General features: G+C 65.7%; 17 protein-coding genes and 2 pseudogenes. 14 read left to right on the top strand and 5 right to left on the bottom strand.

Annotated elements, in window-relative coordinates:
- Nucleotides 1–234 precede the first annotated feature (234 nt).
- The gene (gene rbfA, locus ASG79_RS07705; protein WP_018771961.1) at nt 235–744 is read left to right on the top strand and encodes a 30S ribosome-binding factor RbfA; all 510 of its coding nucleotides are present in this window, start codon (nt 235–237) and stop codon (nt 742–744) included.
- A 74-nt stretch (nt 745–818) separates the two neighbouring features.
- Here the strand turns inward: rbfA and ASG79_RS07700 are convergent, their stop codons facing one another.
- The gene (locus tag ASG79_RS07700) at nt 819–1964 is read right to left on the bottom strand and encodes a ScyD/ScyE family protein (protein ID WP_056389871.1); all 1146 of its coding nucleotides are present in this window, start codon (nt 1962–1964) and stop codon (nt 819–821) included.
- A 174-nt stretch (nt 1965–2138) separates the two neighbouring features.
- On the opposite strand from ASG79_RS07700, the gene ASG79_RS07695 reads away from it, so the two are divergent.
- Nucleotides 2139–2642: a nucleoside deaminase gene (locus ASG79_RS07695; RefSeq protein WP_056389869.1), complete on the top strand. Its 504-nt coding sequence runs from the start codon at nt 2139–2141 to the stop codon at nt 2640–2642.
- A gap of 2 nt (nt 2643–2644) precedes the next feature.
- Complete coding sequence (gene trxA, locus ASG79_RS07690; RefSeq protein WP_018771964.1) at nt 2645–3082, top strand: thioredoxin; 438 nt, start codon at nt 2645–2647, stop codon at nt 3080–3082.
- A gap of 50 nt (nt 3083–3132) precedes the next feature.
- Here trxA and ASG79_RS07685 read toward each other — a convergent pair whose 3' ends face one another.
- Nucleotides 3133–4290 (bottom strand): pyridoxal phosphate-dependent aminotransferase, encoded by a 1158-nt coding sequence (locus tag ASG79_RS07685; RefSeq protein ID WP_186447781.1) that lies wholly within the window; start codon nt 4288–4290, stop codon nt 3133–3135.
- Between the two features lie 101 nt (nt 4291–4391).
- Here ASG79_RS07685 and truB point away from each other — a divergent pair, with 101 nt between their 5' ends.
- From truB to ASG79_RS07635, 10 genes are all read left to right on the top strand, one after another.
- Nucleotides 4392–5327, top strand: a complete 936-nt coding sequence (gene truB, locus ASG79_RS07680) for a tRNA pseudouridine(55) synthase TruB (RefSeq protein WP_082581697.1) — start codon at nt 4392–4394, stop codon at nt 5325–5327.
- A 3-nt stretch (nt 5328–5330) separates the two neighbouring features.
- Complete coding sequence (locus ASG79_RS07675; RefSeq protein ID WP_018771967.1) at nt 5331–5684, top strand: hypothetical protein; 354 nt, start codon at nt 5331–5333, stop codon at nt 5682–5684.
- Between the two features lie 19 nt (nt 5685–5703).
- On the top strand, nt 5704–6171 hold the full coding sequence (locus ASG79_RS07670; RefSeq protein ID WP_056389955.1) for a hypothetical protein: 468 nt from the start codon (nt 5704–5706) through the stop codon (nt 6169–6171).
- A 96-nt stretch (nt 6172–6267) separates the two neighbouring features.
- On the top strand, nt 6268–7251 hold the full coding sequence (locus ASG79_RS07665; RefSeq protein WP_018771969.1) for a bifunctional riboflavin kinase/FAD synthetase: 984 nt from the start codon (nt 6268–6270) through the stop codon (nt 7249–7251).
- Nucleotides 7252–7316: 65 nt separating this feature from the next.
- Nucleotides 7317–8171, top strand: coding sequence for a tryptophan 2,3-dioxygenase (gene kynA / locus ASG79_RS07660; RefSeq protein WP_018771970.1), 855 nt, complete (start codon nt 7317–7319; stop codon nt 8169–8171).
- The gene (locus ASG79_RS07655; RefSeq protein ID WP_056389859.1) at nt 8168–9427 is read left to right on the top strand and encodes a kynureninase; all 1260 of its coding nucleotides are present in this window, start codon (nt 8168–8170) and stop codon (nt 9425–9427) included. The genes kynA and ASG79_RS07655 overlap by 4 nt, the downstream gene beginning before the upstream one ends.
- A gap of 184 nt (nt 9428–9611) precedes the next feature.
- Entirely contained in the window at nt 9612–9881 is a 270-nt protein-coding gene (gene rpsO, locus ASG79_RS07650) for a 30S ribosomal protein S15 (protein ID WP_013600532.1), read from the top strand.
- Between the two features lie 240 nt (nt 9882–10121).
- Nucleotides 10122–12380: a polyribonucleotide nucleotidyltransferase gene (locus tag ASG79_RS07645; protein ID WP_018771972.1), complete on the top strand. Its 2259-nt coding sequence runs from the start codon at nt 10122–10124 to the stop codon at nt 12378–12380.
- Nucleotides 12381–12468: 88 nt separating this feature from the next.
- Nucleotides 12469–13812, top strand: coding sequence for a M16 family metallopeptidase (locus ASG79_RS07640; protein ID WP_018772253.1), 1344 nt, complete (start codon nt 12469–12471; stop codon nt 13810–13812).
- Between the two features lie 63 nt (nt 13813–13875).
- On the top strand, nt 13876–14418 hold the full coding sequence (locus ASG79_RS07635) for a DUF1579 family protein (RefSeq protein WP_315898341.1): 543 nt from the start codon (nt 13876–13878) through the stop codon (nt 14416–14418).
- Nucleotides 14419–14426: 8 nt separating this feature from the next.
- Here ASG79_RS07635 and ASG79_RS07630 read toward each other — a convergent pair whose 3' ends face one another.
- Nucleotides 14427–14708, bottom strand: coding sequence for a hypothetical protein (locus tag ASG79_RS07630; RefSeq protein ID WP_018772255.1), 282 nt, complete (start codon nt 14706–14708; stop codon nt 14427–14429).
- 345 nt (nt 14709–15053) lie between these two features.
- On the opposite strand from ASG79_RS07630, the gene ASG79_RS07625 reads away from it, so the two are divergent.
- Complete coding sequence (locus ASG79_RS07625; RefSeq protein ID WP_223994641.1) at nt 15054–15971, top strand: helix-turn-helix transcriptional regulator; 918 nt, start codon at nt 15054–15056, stop codon at nt 15969–15971.
- A gap of 56 nt (nt 15972–16027) precedes the next feature.
- Here ASG79_RS07625 and ASG79_RS24070 read toward each other — a convergent pair.
- Together ASG79_RS24070 and ASG79_RS24065 are read right to left on the bottom strand one after the other, a co-directional pair.
- Nucleotides 16028–16691, bottom strand: a pseudogene (locus tag ASG79_RS24070) (HNH endonuclease signature motif containing protein); the annotation flags it as partial.
- A gap of 1 nt (nt 16692) precedes the next feature.
- Nucleotides 16693–17303, bottom strand: a pseudogene (locus ASG79_RS24065) (DUF222 domain-containing protein); the annotation flags it as partial.

Below are 17303 nucleotides of genomic sequence, written 5' to 3'. Positions count from 1 at the left end.
ATCTTCGATCCCGCGCCGCCCAGCTTCGGCAGCGGAAATGGCCTTCCCAACACTCGCAAGCTCGCGTCGGGACCCTCGGCTATTTCCTTAGAAGCCACTCCCGGGCCGCCGGAAAAAATCCAACGGGTGCGTCATCGGCTCGCTTGGGTGCGTGGCATCCAGACCCTGGGCGCGTTGGCTGACGTTTGCGCCGCCGTCGTACGTCCCAAATTTTTCTTCTTTTAGGAGTTGTTCATGGCTGATCCGGCACGTGCTGCCAAATTGGCGCAGCGGATTAAGGTTGTTGTTGCTGAGGCCCTGGGCCGGAAGGTCAAGGATCCCCGGCTTGAGGGCATTACCGTTACCGATGCCCGCGTGACCAATGATCTGCAGCATGCCACCGTCTACTACACCGTCTTCGGGGACCAGGCTGTCCAGGCCGACGCTGCCAAGGGCCTTGAGAAGGCCAAGGGTGTGCTCCGGCAGGAGGTGGGCCGGAACATCACCGTCCGGCTGACCCCCACCCTCGAGTTCGTGGCCGACCAGATTCCGGTCAACGCCTCCAACCTGGAGGAACTGCTCCGGGAGGCCAAGAAGCGGGATGCCGAGGTTGCCGCCCTTGCCGCCAACGCCCGGCACGCCGGCGACGCGGATCCGTACAAGTCCGACGCGGTCGCCGACGTTGACATCGACGAGGACGACTTCGACGAAGAGGACCTGGACCTCAGCGACGACGAAGACCTCGACGAGGACGCCAACAAGTAGGCAGCGGACTTCCGCAAACACAGCAGCAGGACCCGGAGGCACCTCCGGGTCCTGCTGCTGTGTTTGGCTGCCGCCTATCGAAGATCAACTTCGATAACCCTGCCGGCAGGCATGGGAGCGGGAGCGTTAGGCATCGACGGATCGGGTTGCGCCGGCAGCGCATCCACGGTGGCGAAGACATCTCCGTCCTTGAACTCAACATCCGCGGGCAGGTTCACCTCCAGGAAACGCGAGCGATCCGCGTCGCAGTTGAACTTCAGGATTTCCCCGCCGAACAGCGATGCCACGTAAATGTCCCCGTTGTCGGCCACGGCCAGACCGGTAGGACTCAGGATATGGTCCGCCCAAACAGTCGTGTCACCGTTCCACGGATTCACCTTGAATATGGCACCGCGAGCACCCAGTTCCGGTCCCTCCGGGCCACCAGGCAGTGACGTGACGTACAACCAGCCGTCCGGACCGATTTCAACATCGGTGGGAACCGGTTCGAACGCGTACTTCTCGCCAACAACGCAGTCAGGAACCGTCATCGTGTGGCCTTCCATGTCAAGTGGAATCTGCAGGCCAGCGGGGACCTTGGCCGGCCTTGGCGGCAGGACCGTCAGTGTGGAAATGGCGCCCGATTTGAGATTTACCTTGAGGATCGCGTTCATGCCGGCGTCAGCCACGTAGGCGGTGCTGTCCTTGACTGCCAAGGCGTACGGGTGGGAATCCACCGTGCCCGTGTATCGGGCGGGTGGGAAGGCCGGCCAGTCTGCCAGGCACTTGTCGCTGACGTCTGGCTCGAAGCCGTAGTGCTGGTCCCCGTCGGGATTGTGCTTCCGTTCGTATTCCGCGAAGTTGGCAATAGTGTCCACATCGCCTCTGGAGTCAATGGACTTCAAGTAGCCCTGGAGCTTGGCCGGATCACCCTGCCCGGCTCCGATGCTTTCCAGGAAGTACGTGGTGCTATCGCGGATTTCCACGCCGGCGACTTCCCAACCCTTCTTGGCGGTGTAGACGTCTTCTGTCGATCCGTCGTGCTCCACACGGGTAAGGACGCCGGCGAAGTCCTGGCTGACACGGACTGATTCGCCCTTGCCAACGGCAAGGTGGAGTGGGGTGAGGAGTCCTGTACCCAGGACTTCAAAGTCCGGGTCGTGAGTGGAGGCAAACGCCGGTGATGCCTGGACCATCATGGCGGCTGCCATGCAGGCGATAAAGGTGAGTTTTCTTTTCATGGGGTACTCCGGGGTGCGAGGCCCTTGCGGGCTGGATGTGGCGCCTCCGTAGAGGCGAAATATATCCCCCGGGCGTCAGCGTAGGCTCCTACCAGCGGGTAGGCGCTGGGGGCCTGCCCCCTTCCTGGCCCCCTTTCCGTCCCCCTATGGGGTGCACATGGCTAGGATCGTGCTATGACCTCCGCAGAACACGGCAACCGGGGCTTACGGCACCCTGCATTTGCCCAGTACCTTGAACAGGCCGTGGAGTTGGCCACACAAAATGTTGGTGAAGGCGGCGGCCCCTTCGGAGCTGTGGTGGTAACACCCGAAGGGCGCGTGCATGCCGGCGTCAACAGGGTGACCCGGGACAACGATCCCACTGCCCACGCGGAAGTGGTGGCCATCCGGGCAGCGGCCGCGGCTGCGGCGGACTTCGACCTCACCGGCTCTGTCCTTTACGCAAGCTGCGAGCCGTGCCCCATGTGCCTGGCGTCTGCCTTGTGGGCCAGGATCGGCCACGTCTACTTCGCCGCGGACCGCCACGGCGCCGCTGCGGCAGGCTTCGACGACGCCCTCTTCTACGACTACTTCAGCGGCGCGGCCCCGGAGCTGATGCCCGTCACCAGGAGTGACATCCCGACGTCGGACGTCCCCTTCCAGGCGTGGCGCGCCTTTGACAGCAGGAAGGAATACTAGCCATGGAATCCGCCCTACTCCGCTGCCCCGCCTGCGGTAAGACCAACCGGGTGCCGGCCCAGGCCTCCGGACATCCCCGCTGCGGCAACTGCAAGGCGGACCTGCCCTGGATCGTGTCCGCGGGCGACAGCGACTTCGCCGCCGTGGCGGAGCAGTCGCCGGTTCCGGTGCTGGTGGATTTCTGGGCCGCCTGGTGCGGGCCCTGCCGCATGGTAAGCCCCGTCCTGGACCAGCTGGCCCGGGAGCGGCCCGGGAAGATCAAGCTGGTGAAGGTGGATGTGGACGCGTCTCCGGGCCTGTCGCGGCGGTTCGACGTCCAGGCCATTCCAACCCTCATGGTTCTGGTCGACGGAAAGGTCGCAGCCCGCCAGGCCGGCGCCGCACCGGCGGGCGTCCTCCGTTCCTGGCTGGACAAGGCCCTCGCCGGCGCCCGCAGCTAACAGAGCAGGCAGCTTCGCCGGCCGGCCAAGCCAGGTATCAACCCAGGACGTCAGGGCCGGCCGTCCGGAAGCCGGGACAGCCCGTCCAGCAGATCCTGCTTCCGGCCGCACAGCGCGATCCGGACCCACCCTTCGCCGATGGAGCCGAAGGCGGTCCCTGGGGCCAGCGCCACACCGGAATCCGCCAGGAAACGCCGAACCCAGGCCCGCACGTCCCCGCCGGTCACATGGGACATATCGGCCCAAAGGTAGAACGCCCCCTGCGCCGGCAGATAGCGGATCCCTTTTGCGGTGAGGACTGCCGAGGCGGCATCCCGGTTCTCCCGGTAGTGCTGGTGGGCGTGCCGGACGTAGTCCTGCGGCCCGGTCAGGGCAGCCAGCGCCGCGTACTGCGGCGCTGACGCCACGCACGACACGATGGATTCCATCACGTTGTCCATCTGCTGTTTGAGGCCGGGCGGGCAGATGAGCGCGCCGATTCGCAGACCCGTCAGGCCGTACGTCTTGGACAGTGTCAGCGAAGTGAACACGCGTGCATCCGCCGGGGTGCCGCCGTCGAACCTTGCCGGGCTGACGTGGGGAACATCGTAAGTGAACGCCTCGTAGCACTCGTCCGAAACCACCCAAATGTCATGCCGGCGGGCCAGGTCCATCAGTTCCCGGACCACTTCTTCACCCAGCACTGCTCCGAGGGGGTTGGACGGGGAATTGAGCACCAGCACCCGGGTGCGGCTGGTGATGAGGGCCTCCACGTCGGCAACCTGTGGCTGGAAGCTGTGTTCGGGGCGCAGCGGATAGCCCACCGGCACGGCACCGAGCAACCGGCTGGTCATCGCAAAGGTGGGGTAGCCCGGGTTGGGGATCAGGATTTCGTCGCCGGGGGACAGCAGCAGACTCATGGCGAAATGAAGGCCCTGCTGCGCCCCGGACACCACGTAGACGCGGTCAGCACTGACGTCCACCCCTTGTTCTTCCCGGAACCTGGCAGCGAACGCTTCCCGAAGGGCGGGAATCCCGGCGTTGGGTGTGTAGTTGGTTTCATCGCGGTCCAGGCAGGCGATGCCTGCGTCCAGGACATGGCGGGGGAGCGGGAAACCCGGCTCCCCGATACTCAACACAATGGCGCCGGGAGTACGCCACGCGGCCTCGGTGATCTCGCGGATCTGGTTGACGGGCACGTCGCGGACATGGGCGGCAAGCTCAGGCATGGCAGCCATCCTAGCCGTCCCCGTCGGGCTGCCGCGGTGCGTCCGGGACCGGGGTGGTGGCGTGGGCCGGCGGGCCAACCAGCGCCGATATACTGGGAGGCGTGCTTTCTGGACTGGTGATAGTGGACAAGCCGCAGGGATGGACCAGCCATGATGTGGTTGGCCGGATGCGGCGCCTCGCAGGTACCCGGAAAGTAGGGCACGCCGGAACCCTGGATCCCATGGCCACGGGCGTCCTGGTGGTCGGCATCAACAAGGCCACGCGCCTGCTGACCTACATCGTGGGCACCTCAAAGACCTACACCGCCACCATCCGGCTGGGCCAGGCCACCGTCACGGACGACGCGGAAGGGGAGGTCACGGCCACGGCCGGCACTTCCGGTGTCACCGAGCAGGCAATTCACGACGGCGTCGCGGCACTCACAGGCGACATCGAGCAGGTGCCCAGCAGCGTCAGCGCCATCAAAGTGAACGGCGAACGCGCCTACGCGCGCGTCCGGTCCGGCGAGGATGTGAAGCTGGCCGCACGCCCTGTCACCATCCACCGGTTCGAGGTGCACGCCGTCCGGCGGGATCCGGCGGCGGATGTGATTGACCTCGACGTCACCGTTGAATGCTCCTCGGGCACATACATCCGTGCCCTGGCCCGGGACCTTGGCAATGCGCTGGGTGTTGGAGGGCATCTCACTGCCCTCCGCAGGACCCATGTGGGCCCCTATTCGCTGGACCAGGCGCGCACGCTCGAACAGCTCGCCGAAGAGCTCAACGTCCTGGAAATGTCGCAGGCTGCCCGGGCACTGATGCCCAACCGCGAACTCAGCGCCGAGGAAACCACGGAGATCTCCTTCGGGCGGCGGATCGCTGCCGGCGCGGCCCCCGGCGCTCCCGGCGCCGCCACTGTGGAGCATCCGGCCGCCGCCTTCGCTCCCGACGGCAGCCTCGTGGCCCTTCTTGCCGACGCAGGCAGTTACGCCAAGCCGGTGCTCGTCTTCGCCCCCGGCGCCGGGACGGCCGCAACCGCCGCCGCGGAGGCCTGACACGTGGACGCATATTTTTGGATCATCCTCGTGGTCGGCCTGGTGTCCACGCTGGTGTGCCTGGGTGCGGGCATCCTCAAGAAGGCGCCGAACGACGTCACCATCCTCTCCGTCGCAGCCGTGGAAGCGGCCCTGGTGGTGTACCTGGTGGGGTCCATCGTGCGCGTGATCGCCGGCGAACCGATTGCCGGGGAGGCGTGGGAGTTTTGGGGCTACATGGCCACCGCCATGCTCCTGCCGCCGGCGGCAATCTACTGGTCCATTTTGGAGCGCACCCGGTGGAGCAACTTTGTCCTGGCCGCGGTCGGCGTCACGGCACTCGTCATGGCCGCCCGAATGAACCAGATCTGGTACTGAAGTGGAAGAAGCAGCAGGAATGAACGACAAGCAAGCCCCGGCGGCTCCCGGCGAGGCACCCACCCGCAATACCCGCAATACCGGGCCAGGCCGCCTGCTGATTGCCGTGTACGGCGTTTTCGCGATCTCGGCCACGGCCCGGGCCGGATACCAGATCCTCACCAAGTTCTCCGAGGCTCCGCTGGCCTATCTGCTCTCCGCCTTCGCCGCGCTGGTGTACGTGGTGGCCACGGTGTCGCTGGCCAGAGCCGGAACCACCTGGTTCAAGGTCTCCGTTGCCGCGGTGCTGGTTGAACTCGTGGGCGTCCTGGTGGTGGGTACCCTGAGCATCCTGGACTCCGTGCAGTTCCCGCACGAGACCGTGTGGTCCCTGTTTGGCCGCGGCTATGGCTTCATTCCGCTGCTGCTGCCCATCCTGGGACTGGTGTGGCTCTACCGGCGCCGGCCTTCGGTGGCGGCTGAAGCGCGTTCCAAAGCCGCGCAGTGATGTCAAAGGCAGCACAGTGAATCCGGGTAACCTTGAAGAGTTCCGCGGCCGGCATGGTTCCGGAACGTGGCTTGCAGGCAGCTTAAGGCGAGGGTGATGGTTTACATCTGGAACGATCCGTCCGATGTCCCGGCGGATTTCGGCCCATCTGTTGTCACTTTCGGCAACTTCGACGGTGTTCACCGCGGCCACCAGCAGGTGCTGTCCCAGCTGATCCGCTCGGCCCGCCTTTCCCACGCCAAGGCTGTGGCCGTGACCTTCGATCCCCACCCGGCGGTAATTCACCGGCCCGAGGCCGCGCCCGAGCTCATCATGGGCCTGGACGACAAACTGGACGCGCTGGGCGGACTCGGACTGGACGCCATTTTGGTGATCAAGTACTCACTGGATCTGGCCAGCCTCACGGCTGAGGAATTCGTGGAGCAGTACCTGGTGGACTGCCTCCACGCCAGCCACGTGGTGATCGGCCACGACGCCCGCTTTGGACGGGGCAACTCCGGAGACCTGGACACCATGAAGGCGCTGGGCGACAAGTTCGGCTTCGATGTCCAGGTCATCAGCGAGTTCGGCGCCGAGGGCTACCCCCTGCATGACGACGACGGCACGGACCGGCGCTGCTCCTCCACCTGGGTGCGCGAAGCCTTGCAGGAAGGCGATGTTGCCACCGCCGCCTCGGTCCTGGGCCGCCCGCACAGAATGCGCGGCGAAGTGGTTCACGGGGCAGCCCGCGGCCGCGCCCTCGGCTTCCCCACGGCAAACCTTTCCTCGAACGCCACGGGGCTGATCCCCGCGGACGGCATCTATGCGGGCTGGCTGGTGGACCAGGCGGGCACGCGCTGGCCTGCTGCGATCTCAGTGGGGTCCAATCCCACGTTCGAGGGCGTGAGCCGCCAGGTGGAGGCGCACGTCATCGACAGGCCCAAGGAGGCCGTGGAGGACTTCGATCTGTACGGCCAGACAGTGATTGTTGAATTCGTGGCGCGGCTTCGCGGCATGGTGGCCTACCGTGGCCCTGAGGCACTGGTGGAACAAATGCGGCTGGATGTGGCCCAGGCCCACCAGCTCCTTAGCCACCACTGACTGCAGCATCCGCCGGTTGCAAAACGTGGCTGCAACAACGGGGTGACAACAACGAAAGGCAGCACGTGTCCGTCGAAAAGAACACCCGCAAGCTGGATGAGGGGATTGTCCGCGACTTCAGCTCGCGGATGAGCTACGCCTCCTACCTGCAGCTTCCCACGCTGCTCAGCGCGCAGCAGCCGGTCAGCCAGCCCGAGCACCACGATGAACTGCTGTTCATCATCCAGCACCAGACCACGGAGCTGTGGCTGAAGCTGGTCCTGCACGAGCTGCGCAGCGCGGCCGCGTGGCTCCGCGGGGACGACCTCGGTTCCGCGCTCAAGGGCATTGCCCGGGTCAAGCACATCCAGAAGACCCTTACCGAACAATGGTCTGTCCTGGCCACCCTGACACCCACCGAGTACTCGCAGTTCCGGGGCTTCCTGGGCAACTCGTCAGGGTTCCAGTCGGCCCAGTACCGGGCGGTGGAATTCGTCCTGGGGAACAAGAACAGCAAGATGCTGCCCGTCTTCGAATCCGATCCGCAAGCCCACGCCATGCTGGCCGAACTGCTTGCCGCCCCCAGCATCTACGACGAGTTCCTGGCCTACCTCGCGCGGCAGGGCTTCGATGTGCCGGGATCGGTCCTGGACCGGGATGTGACCCAGGCCCATGAGTTCACCCCGGAACTGGTCCCGCTTTTCAAGCACATCTATGAAAACGCGGCGGACAACTGGGCTGCCTACGAGGCGTGCGAGGAACTGGTGGACCTGGAGGACAACTTCCAGCTCTGGCGGTTCCGCCACCTGCGCACCGTGCAGCGGACCATCGGCATGAAGACCGGCACCGGGGGATCCAGCGGTGTGACCTTCCTGCAAAAGGCCCTTGAATTGACGTTCTTCCCGGAATTATTCGCTGTCAGGACGGAGATCGGACAATGAGCATCCATCAGGAAAACCACCTCGATGTGTCTGCCGAAGCGCTCCGCGGGCGCGCCGAAGAGCTGGACCGCCGGGACGCCCTGGCACACTACCGGGACCTTTTCATTGGCACGGACACACCGCTGTCCTACCTGGACGGCAACTCCCTGGGCCGGCCCCTGACGCGCACTGCCGACGACGTCGCCGCCTTCATCCGGGACGAGTGGGGCGGACGCCTCATCCGTGGCTGGGACGAACAGTGGCTCAGCATGCCGCAGGCCATCGGGGACCAGCTCGGACGCGCCGTCCTCGGAGCTGCTCCGGGGCAGACCATAATCGCCGATTCCACCACCGTGGTCCTCTACAAGCTGATCCGCGCGGCCCTGGCCGCCGTACAGGATCCAGACCGCAACGAGCTGGTGCTGGATACGGAAAACTTCCCCACGGACCGCTACCTGGTGGAGGGCATCGCCCTCGAGGAAGGCCTCACCCTGCGCTGGATCGAGCCCGACCCGGCCGCCGGGGTGACCCTTGACCAGGTGCGCCAGGCCACCGGGCCGAGGACCGCCGTCGTCCTCCTCAGCCAGATCGCCTACCGCTCAGGCCACCTCGCGGACCTGCCGGGAATCACCGCGGCAGTGCACGACGCCGGCGCGCTGGTGGTGTGGGACCTGTGCCATTCCGCGGGGTCGGTGGAGATCGACCTGGACGGTGCCGACGTGGACTTCGCAGCCGGCTGCACCTACAAGTACCTCAACGGGGGCCCGGGCTCGCCTGCTTTCGCCTACGTCAATGCCCGGCACCTGCCCTCGTTGAACCAGCCCATCTGGGGCTGGATGGGGCGGAAGGACGCCTTCGAGATGGCCGCCGGCTATGAACCTGCCGGCGGCATCCGGGGCTTCCTCAGCGGAACCCCCGCCATTTTCGGCATGATCGCCATGCGGGGAACCCTGGACCTCATCGAGGAAGCCACCATGGCTGCCATCCGGGAGAAGTCCCTGGCCCTGACCGCATTCGCCGTGGAGGTTTTCGATGCCTGGCTGGCCCCGCTGGGAGCCGAACTGGCGTCGCCGCGGAACCCGGGGGAGCGGGGCGGGCATATCACGGTGGACCATCCCAACTTCACCAAGGCCACCGTGGAAGCGCTCTGGGAAGGGGACGTGATCCCTGACTTCCGCTCTCCCCATGGCATCCGGGTGGGGTTGTCGCCGTTGAGCACCAGTTTTGCGGAAGTGCTCCAGGGCATGGCAGCGATCCGGGCCCGGCTGCAGGGCTGACGGCGCACTGTTTCGACAAGGTTAGGCCGCGCCCGGTAAACTGGACGATGGATCCGGCTGCAGTCCGTGGCGGCTGGTTCCTGTTGTGGTCGGCCTTCTCCGGTTATCCGGTTCAGGACCAACACGGCAGACCCGGCAGTGAATTACTGACCTGGGCCCTCACGGCACATCCCAAGGAGATATTGTGGCACTTGACGCCGCTGTAAAGCAGTCCATCATCAAGGAATACGCAACTGGCGAAGGTGACACCGGTTCACCCGAGGTCCAGGTTGCTGTCCTGACCCAGCGGATCAAGGATCTGACTGAGCACATGAAGGAGCACAAGCACGACTACCACACCCAGCGCGGTCTGCTGGCCATGGTTGGTCGTCGCAAGCGCATGCTGAGCTACCTCAAGAAGACTGACATCGCCCGCTACCGTTCGCTCATCGAGCGTCTCGGCCTGCGCCGCTAGTCACACTTTGGGGCGGCCCTTTCCCTCCGGAACGGGCCGCCTTCTTCAAACAAAAACTAAACAGGAGGATCAACCGCATCACGCATTCGCGGTCCTCGGTAGTGATCCCCGGGAACGGCTTCGTTGACTGAAGCCGGCGGCCCGTGGGTCTCGATCGATGACCGGGTGCAGGGCCAGTAGACAGATGCTGGCTGGGTTGATGCGGCTGGACTTCCGTAAATAGAAACGGAGGTGACTCTCTTGGAGGGTCCCGAAATCCAGTTCTCGGAAGCAGTCATTGACAATGGCCGTTTCGGCAAGCGCGTAATCCGCTTTGAAACCGGCCGCCTCGCCAAGCAGGCAGCCGGCGCAGCAATGGTGTACATCGACGATGACACCGCCCTGCTGTCCGCAACCACCGCCGGCAAGCACCCGCGTGAAGGCTTCGACTTCTTCCCGCTCACGGTCGACGTCGAAGAGCGCATGTACGCTGCCGGCCGTATCCCGGGCTCGTTCTTCCGCCGCGAAGGCCGCCCGTCCACCGAAGCCATCCTGGCCTGCCGCCTGATGGACCGCCCGCTGCGCCCCGCCTTCATCAAGGGCCTGCGCAACGAGGTCCAGATCGTGGTCACCGTCCTGGCCATCAACCCCGATGAGCTGTACGACGTCGTTGCCATCAACGCTTCCTCGATGTCCACCCAGCTGTCCGGCCTCCCGTTCTCCGGCCCCATCGGCGGCGTCCGCGTTGCCCTGGTCAACGACGAAAACGGATCGCAGTGGGTTGCCTTCCCCAAGCACTCGCAGCTGGAAAACTCCGTGTTCAACATGGTGGTTGCCGGCCGCGTTGCCGGTGACGACGTCGCCATCATGATGGTCGAGGCCGAAGCAACCGACAACTCCTGGAACCTCATCAAGGAACAGGGCGCCACCGCCCCCACCGAAGAGGTTGTGGCCGAGGGCCTGGAGGCAGCCAAGCCGTTCATCAAGGCACTCTGCGACGCCCAGGCCGACCTCGCCGCACGCGCTGCAAAGCCCACGGTCGAGTTCCCGGTCTTCCTGGACTACGAAGACGACGCTTACGCCGCCGTCGAATCCGCTGCCGCCGAAAAGCTCGCCGCTGTCTTCCAGATCGCCGACAAGCAGGAACGCGACAACGCCTCCGACGCGCTCAAGGACGAGGTCCTCGCCGGCCTGGCAGGCCAGTTCGAAGGCCGCGAAAAGGAGCTGTCCGCTGCTTTCCGCTCCGTCACCAAGCACGTTGTGCGCCAGCGCATCCTCAAGGACCAGATCCGCATTGACGGCCGCGGCCTGACGGACATCCGCCAGCTCACCGCAGAGGTCGAGGTTCTGCCCCGCGTTCACGGTTCGGCCATCTTCGAGCGCGGCGAGACCCAGATCATGGGTGTCACCACGCTGAACATGCTCAAGATGGAACAGCAGATCGACTCGCTGTCTCCCGTCACCCGCAAGCGCTACATGCACAACTACAACTTCCCGCCGTACTCCACCGGTGAGACCGGCCGCGTGGGCTCACCCAAGCGCCGCGAAATCGGCCACGGTGCCCTGGCAGAGCGCGCCATCGTGCCCGTGCTGCCGTCCCGCGAGGAATTCCCGTACGCCATCCGCCAGGTATCCGAGGCCCTCGGCTCCAACGGCTCCACGTCGATGGGTTCCGTCTGCGCCTCCACCCTGTCCCTGCTGAACGCCGGTGTGCCCCTGAAGGCCGCCGTCGCCGGCATCGCCATGGGCCTGGTGTCCGACCAGGTTGACGGCCAGACCCGCTACGCGGCACTGACCGACATCCTCGGCGCCGAAGACGCCTTCGGTGACATGGACTTCAAGGTTGCCGGTACCGCCGAGTTCGTCACGGCCATCCAGCTGGACACCAAGCTCGACGGCATCCCCGCTTCCGTGCTCGCGGCAGCCCTGAAGCAGGCCCGCGAGGCGCGCCTGCACATCCTCGAGGTCATCAACTCGGCCATCGACACCCCGGACGAGCTCTCCGAGTTCGCACCGCGCGTCATCGCCGTCAAGATCCCCGTGGACAAGATCGGCGAGGTCATCGGCCCCAAGGGCAAGATGATCAACCAGATCCAGGAAGACACCGGCGCCGACATCTCCATCGAGGACGACGGCACGGTCTACATTGGCGCCACGAACGGTCCGTCTGCAGATGCAGCACGCTCCGCCATCAACGCCATCGCCAACCCGCAGGTCCCGGAGATCGGCGAGCGTTACCTGGGCACGGTGGTCAAGACCACCACCTTCGGTGCCTTCGTGTCGCTGACCCCGGGCAAGGACGGCCTGCTGCACATCTCCGAGCTGCGCAAGATCGCCGGCGGCAAGCGGGTAGACAACGTTGACGACGTTGTTTCCGTGGGCCAGAAGATCCAGGTGGAAATCACCAAGATCGATGACCGCGGAAAGCTGTCCCTGTCTCCGGTCGTGGCTGAAGAGGAAGGCGCCGACGACACCGAGCGCGTTCACGCCACGGAGCCTGCTGAAGGCGCTGAGGTCTAACAGCAGGGGCGGGACCGGTGGATGATCCACCGGTCCCGCCGCTGTTACGATGGCAGCCAGATCCGGCTGCCCGTCCTGAAAGGCATCAATGACTGTTGTACCCCTGCCGCTTGAGCAGAACCACGCCGGCGACACCCTGGTCCACGGCTCCGACGGCGGGTCCGAGGTGCGGCGTTCAGTGCTGCCAGGGGGAGTGCGGGTACTGACCGAGGCGATGCCGGGACAGCGGTCTGCCACCATCGGCTTCTGGGTGGGCGTCGGATCCCGTGACGAGGCACCCGGCCAGCACGGGTCCACCCACTTCCTTGAACACCTGCTGTTCAAGGGCACCAAGCGCCGCACGGCCTTGGAGATTGCTTCCGCGTTTGACGAGGTGGGCGGCGAATCGAACGCGGCAACGGCCAAGGAAAGCACCTGCTACTTTGCGCGGGTGCTGGACTCGGACCTTCCCATGGCCATCGACGTCATCGCTGACATGATCACCGGCGCCGTGCTGGATCCTGACGAGATGGAGCAGGAACGGGACGTCATCCTGGAAGAAATTGCCATGGACAGTGATGACCCCACTGATGTGGCGCACGAGCACTTCGTCGCCGCGGTCCTCGGCAGCCATCCGCTGGGACGGCCCATCGGCGGCACTCCCGCCGCCATCAAGGCCGTAGCCCGCGATTCCGTGTGGGAGCACTACCGCAGGTACTACAAGCCGGAAGAGCTGGTCATTACCGCCGCCGGCGGCCTGGACCACGACGTCGTATGCGGACTCGTGGTGGATGCCCTCCAGACCGCGGGCTGGTCGCTTAAGCCGGACGCCGCGCCGGTGCAGCGGCGTTCCACCGAACGTGCCCTGATCACGGGAACGGCGGGCCTGCATGTGGTCAAGCGGGCCGTGGAGCAGGCGAACATCATCATGGGCTGCCCCACGATCGTTGCCACCGATGAACGCCGCTACGTCATGAGTGTCCTGAACGCGGTCCTGGGCGGCGGCATGTCCTCGCGGCTGTTCCAGGAAGTCCGTGAGAAGCGCGGGCTGGTTTACTCCACTTACTCCTTTGCCTCGTCCTACGCCGACGCCGGCTACTTTGGGATGTACGCGGGCTGCACGCCGTCCAAGGTCCGGCAGGTGCTGGACCTGCTGGCTGTGGAGCTCGACAAGCTCGCGGAACACGGGATTTCAGACGACGAACTGCGCAAGGCCGTGGGACAACTGGGCGGCGGAATCGTCCTGGCACTGGAGGACACCGGCTCCCGGATGTCCCGGCTGGGCCGCGCCGAACTGGTGTCCGGCGAGTACCAGGACATTGACGAAACACTGCGGCTGATCAAAGCCGTCACCACGGAACAGGTCCAGGAACTTGCCGCCGAACTCGCCGCCGCGCCCCGGACCGTCACCGTGGTTGGCCCGTTCGACGAGACCGAAACCTTCGGCCTGTAACACCCCGCGCCGCGGAGATGCCGCGAAGACGCTGGCGGCCCGGCTCTGCAGAGTCCATCCTGAGTGGGGAGTGATTCTTCGGCAGGGGAAGGCGGAACGGTGAACGGGCCAGGAGGGGAGCACGGACATCCGGCGTTAACGAACCTGCTGGGTCACTGGCAGGGCTACACACACGTGGCTGCCGGTCCCTGGGGGCCGGAACACCGCGTGAGCGCCCAGGTGTCTTACACGCAGGTTGCCGGGGGCCTCGGCGTGGTGCAGAGCTACCGGCACATTGAACCGGACGGCAGCCACTTCGAAGGCCACGGCATCTTCACGATCGATCCGGTCCACAACGACGTGCTGTGGTACTACGTTGACAGCACCGGCGTGCCGCCCGGCAACGCCGCCCGCTGCACCTGGCGCGACGGCGTCCTCCGTGTTGAACGCCGCAATGCCGGAGGCTGGACGCGCCACTCCATCGAGGTGGCGAACGGTGTCCTGACACACGTCACCGAATTGCGTTCGCCCGGGCGGGACGACGGCGGCGACGCCCCGGAGGCCGGTGTGGACGGCGAGGCTTTGTCCTACAGGCCATTCATGCGCTCGGAATTCCACCGCGCCTGAGGCAGGGGCTACGATGCCGCCTCGATAATGCGCGTTTTCGGCGCACCGGCGAGGGCAGGGGCGTTGGCGGGCGAACGCCATACCTGTGTTCGAAGGTTCGTGAGCAGCTGCTCTGCCTGGGCCAAGTCCGCGAAGTCGAGTTCCACAACAATGTATTGCGGTTCGCCCACGGGCCGGCCTATCCGGTGCGCGAGAACCCCTGACGCGGACCGGCCCACCGGATCCCGGTCGAATGCCGCCTTCCACGTGCTGAAATCGGTGATGCTGTGTTCGATCTGCAGGGTGAACATCCCAGTCTCCTTACTCGTCCCGCCAGGTTGGAGGACGCTCCACGCTGCTAAAGCTAGACGGTCCGGGCTGCGGCGGGTATCCCAGAATTCTGGGTGGCAGCGCCTCCGGGTTGCCCGGGATGGCCGGAGCATACTTGGAACATGACCAAGGGCTGGGCTGGAAACCGGAGCCAGGAGCGCATCCGACTCCTGGCAGGCTCGGACCTGGATCACCAAGCTCTCCGGACAGCGATTCTGGCAGAAGTGGCCACCATGGTGCCTTTCGATGCATTCGTTTGGCCGTTGTGTGATCCCGTCACGACGGTAGGGATGGCGCCGAGGGCCAGGATTCCCTGCCCTCAGGAATTGCCCACACTTATCCGCCTCAAGTACCTCTCCGGGGCCGGCCGCTGGACCGAGCTGATGCATTCGCCGGTGCCGGCGGCATCCCTCCTGAAGGCAACGCAGGGAGAGCCCTCCCGCAGCCCGGTGTGGAGTGGCGTGTTGCAACGCTATGGGGTCCGCGATGTACTGTCCGTCGTGTTTGCCGACAAGTATGGGTGCTGGGCCTGGCTCGATTTGTGGCGGACGGGCGATTCGGTCCCCTTCACGGATGAGGAAACTGCGTACCTGGGCGAGCCCGCAGCGGCAGTGACCGCCGGCCTGCGGAGGTCCGTGGCCAGGCAGTTTCGGACTCGACTGGAACCGGAACCTGGCCCGGACCCGGCCGCCGGGACAGGAGCCGGGCAGCCCGGGTTGCCGGAGCAGGCTGTCCTCACCCTGGACGACGATCTGGCGATAGCTGGTCGAACGGCGTCCGTGGACGACTGGCTGCAGCTGCTTCAGCCTGGTCCGGTCCCTCACGATCATGTGCCTGCTGAGGTGTTGAACGTTGCTGCCCAGCTGGCGGCAAGGGAAGCACTGGTGGACACCCACGCCGCGGAATGCAGGGTGTACGTCGGGGCGGGCCGCTGGGCCTCCCTGCGGGCCAACCGCATGGAGTCGGGAGTGTCCGGACCCACTCCACCGGTGGCCGTGACGATTCAGGCCAGCACGCCTGCCGCGCGGCTTGACATGTTTGCCCGGGCGTTTGGCCTGACACCCCGGCAGGGGGAACTGCTGTGGCTCACTGCAACAGGGGCCGATACGGCAGCCATGGCGGATGCCCAGGGCGTGACACCGTACACGGTCCAGGACCAATTCAAGCAACTCTTCCAGGCTTGCGGAGTCCACAGCCGGGCGTCACTGCTGGCCATTGCCCTGGGAACGGGGGCCCGGGTCTAGCGGTGGGCCGTCGTCTCCTGGAGCCACGCGTTGACGCACATGCCCCTGGGGAAGTCCTACGACAAGAGCACGTCCCAATTCCCCGCCGGGTCTGGCGGCAGGAAGAACGGCATGGCGTAGAAATCGTCCCACAAAGGATCTGTTGGCGGGAGTTGATCCGGCTCAAGCAAGTTCCCGCCAGGCGGCTCCTCGCTTGGCACCTCCAGCCACTCCGGCATGTCAGCCAGCAACTGGCACCATTGCGGCAGCCCAAACGGCAGATCGCGCCGCAATTCAGGCGGTGGTGGTTCCCGTAGCCCCGCTTCGTCCGCTTTCCGGGGTGTGCCCAACCCTCCCGGTGGGTTCAAGACTGCCGCTGCGGATTGCCCGGACACGGTGCTGTTCCTCCGCAGAAGCCCTGGCGGCCGGTGGGTTGGTTGGGGGTCGTGGTGTTCGGGGTTGTAGTGRCGGCCGGTGGGTGAGGTCCAGCCGGGCGGTCCGTTGTTGGTGGCGGGGTCGGGGGTCCAGGCGCGGGCGTGCTTCAAACGGTGATGTTTGGGGCACAGCTGCGCCAGGTTCCGGACGGCTGTTCTGCCGCCGTGTTCCCAGGCGTTGAGGTGGTCGGTGTGGTTGTCGGGGGTGTGGTTGCTGCAGCCGGGGAAGGTGCATTTCCGGTCCCGCATGCGGATCCATTGTTTGATGGTTTCGGGKAGCCGGTAGCGGGTGCGTCCGATCTCCAGGNTGGTTGCTGCAGCCGGGGAAGGTGCATTTCCGGTCCCGCATGCGGATCCATTGTTTGATGGTTTCGGGKAGCCGGTAGCGGGTGCGTCCGATCTCCAGGGGTGCCCCGTCGCGGGGGTCGACCAGGACGCGGTAGAACGACTCCGCCCCGTCCGCGACAAGCGTCCGCGCCATTGAGGCAGGGATGGGGCCAAGGCCGTCGAGCACGGCCGGCTCATCGGTGAGTCCGAGCAGGGCGAAGAACGGGACGGTGACCAGGACATCGGCCCGCGGGGTGGGAACCTTTCCAACACCACCGCTACTCCCGGTAGTTGTTCCCGCAGGATCACCCGTGGCCGTGGCGTTTCCGGTGCCGAGGAGGAGTGATGCTGCGATGTCGGGGCGGAGTTGGGTGAGGGTGCGGGGCTCGTCAGGTCCCTGCAGGCCGCGGGCGGTGGCGGTGGTGCGGTTCCAGATGGCGCAGGCGGTGTCGCCGGGGAGGTAGAGCGAGAGCCAGGCCATGCCGTCGCGGTCGGGGGTGTATTCCATCCGCCGGTCCGCGACGCCTTTGGCGTGGCGTTTKKCGAGGGTTTCGGGGTGGTGGCGTTCCCGCCAGGCGCGGACCTTGGCGCG

Source organism: Arthrobacter sp. Soil761, assembly GCF_001428325.1.
Taxonomy (GTDB): Bacteria; Actinomycetota; Actinomycetes; order Actinomycetales; family Micrococcaceae; genus Arthrobacter.
The sequence above is the reverse complement of the archived record's forward strand: the minus strand, read 5'-3'. Positions and strand labels throughout refer to the sequence as shown.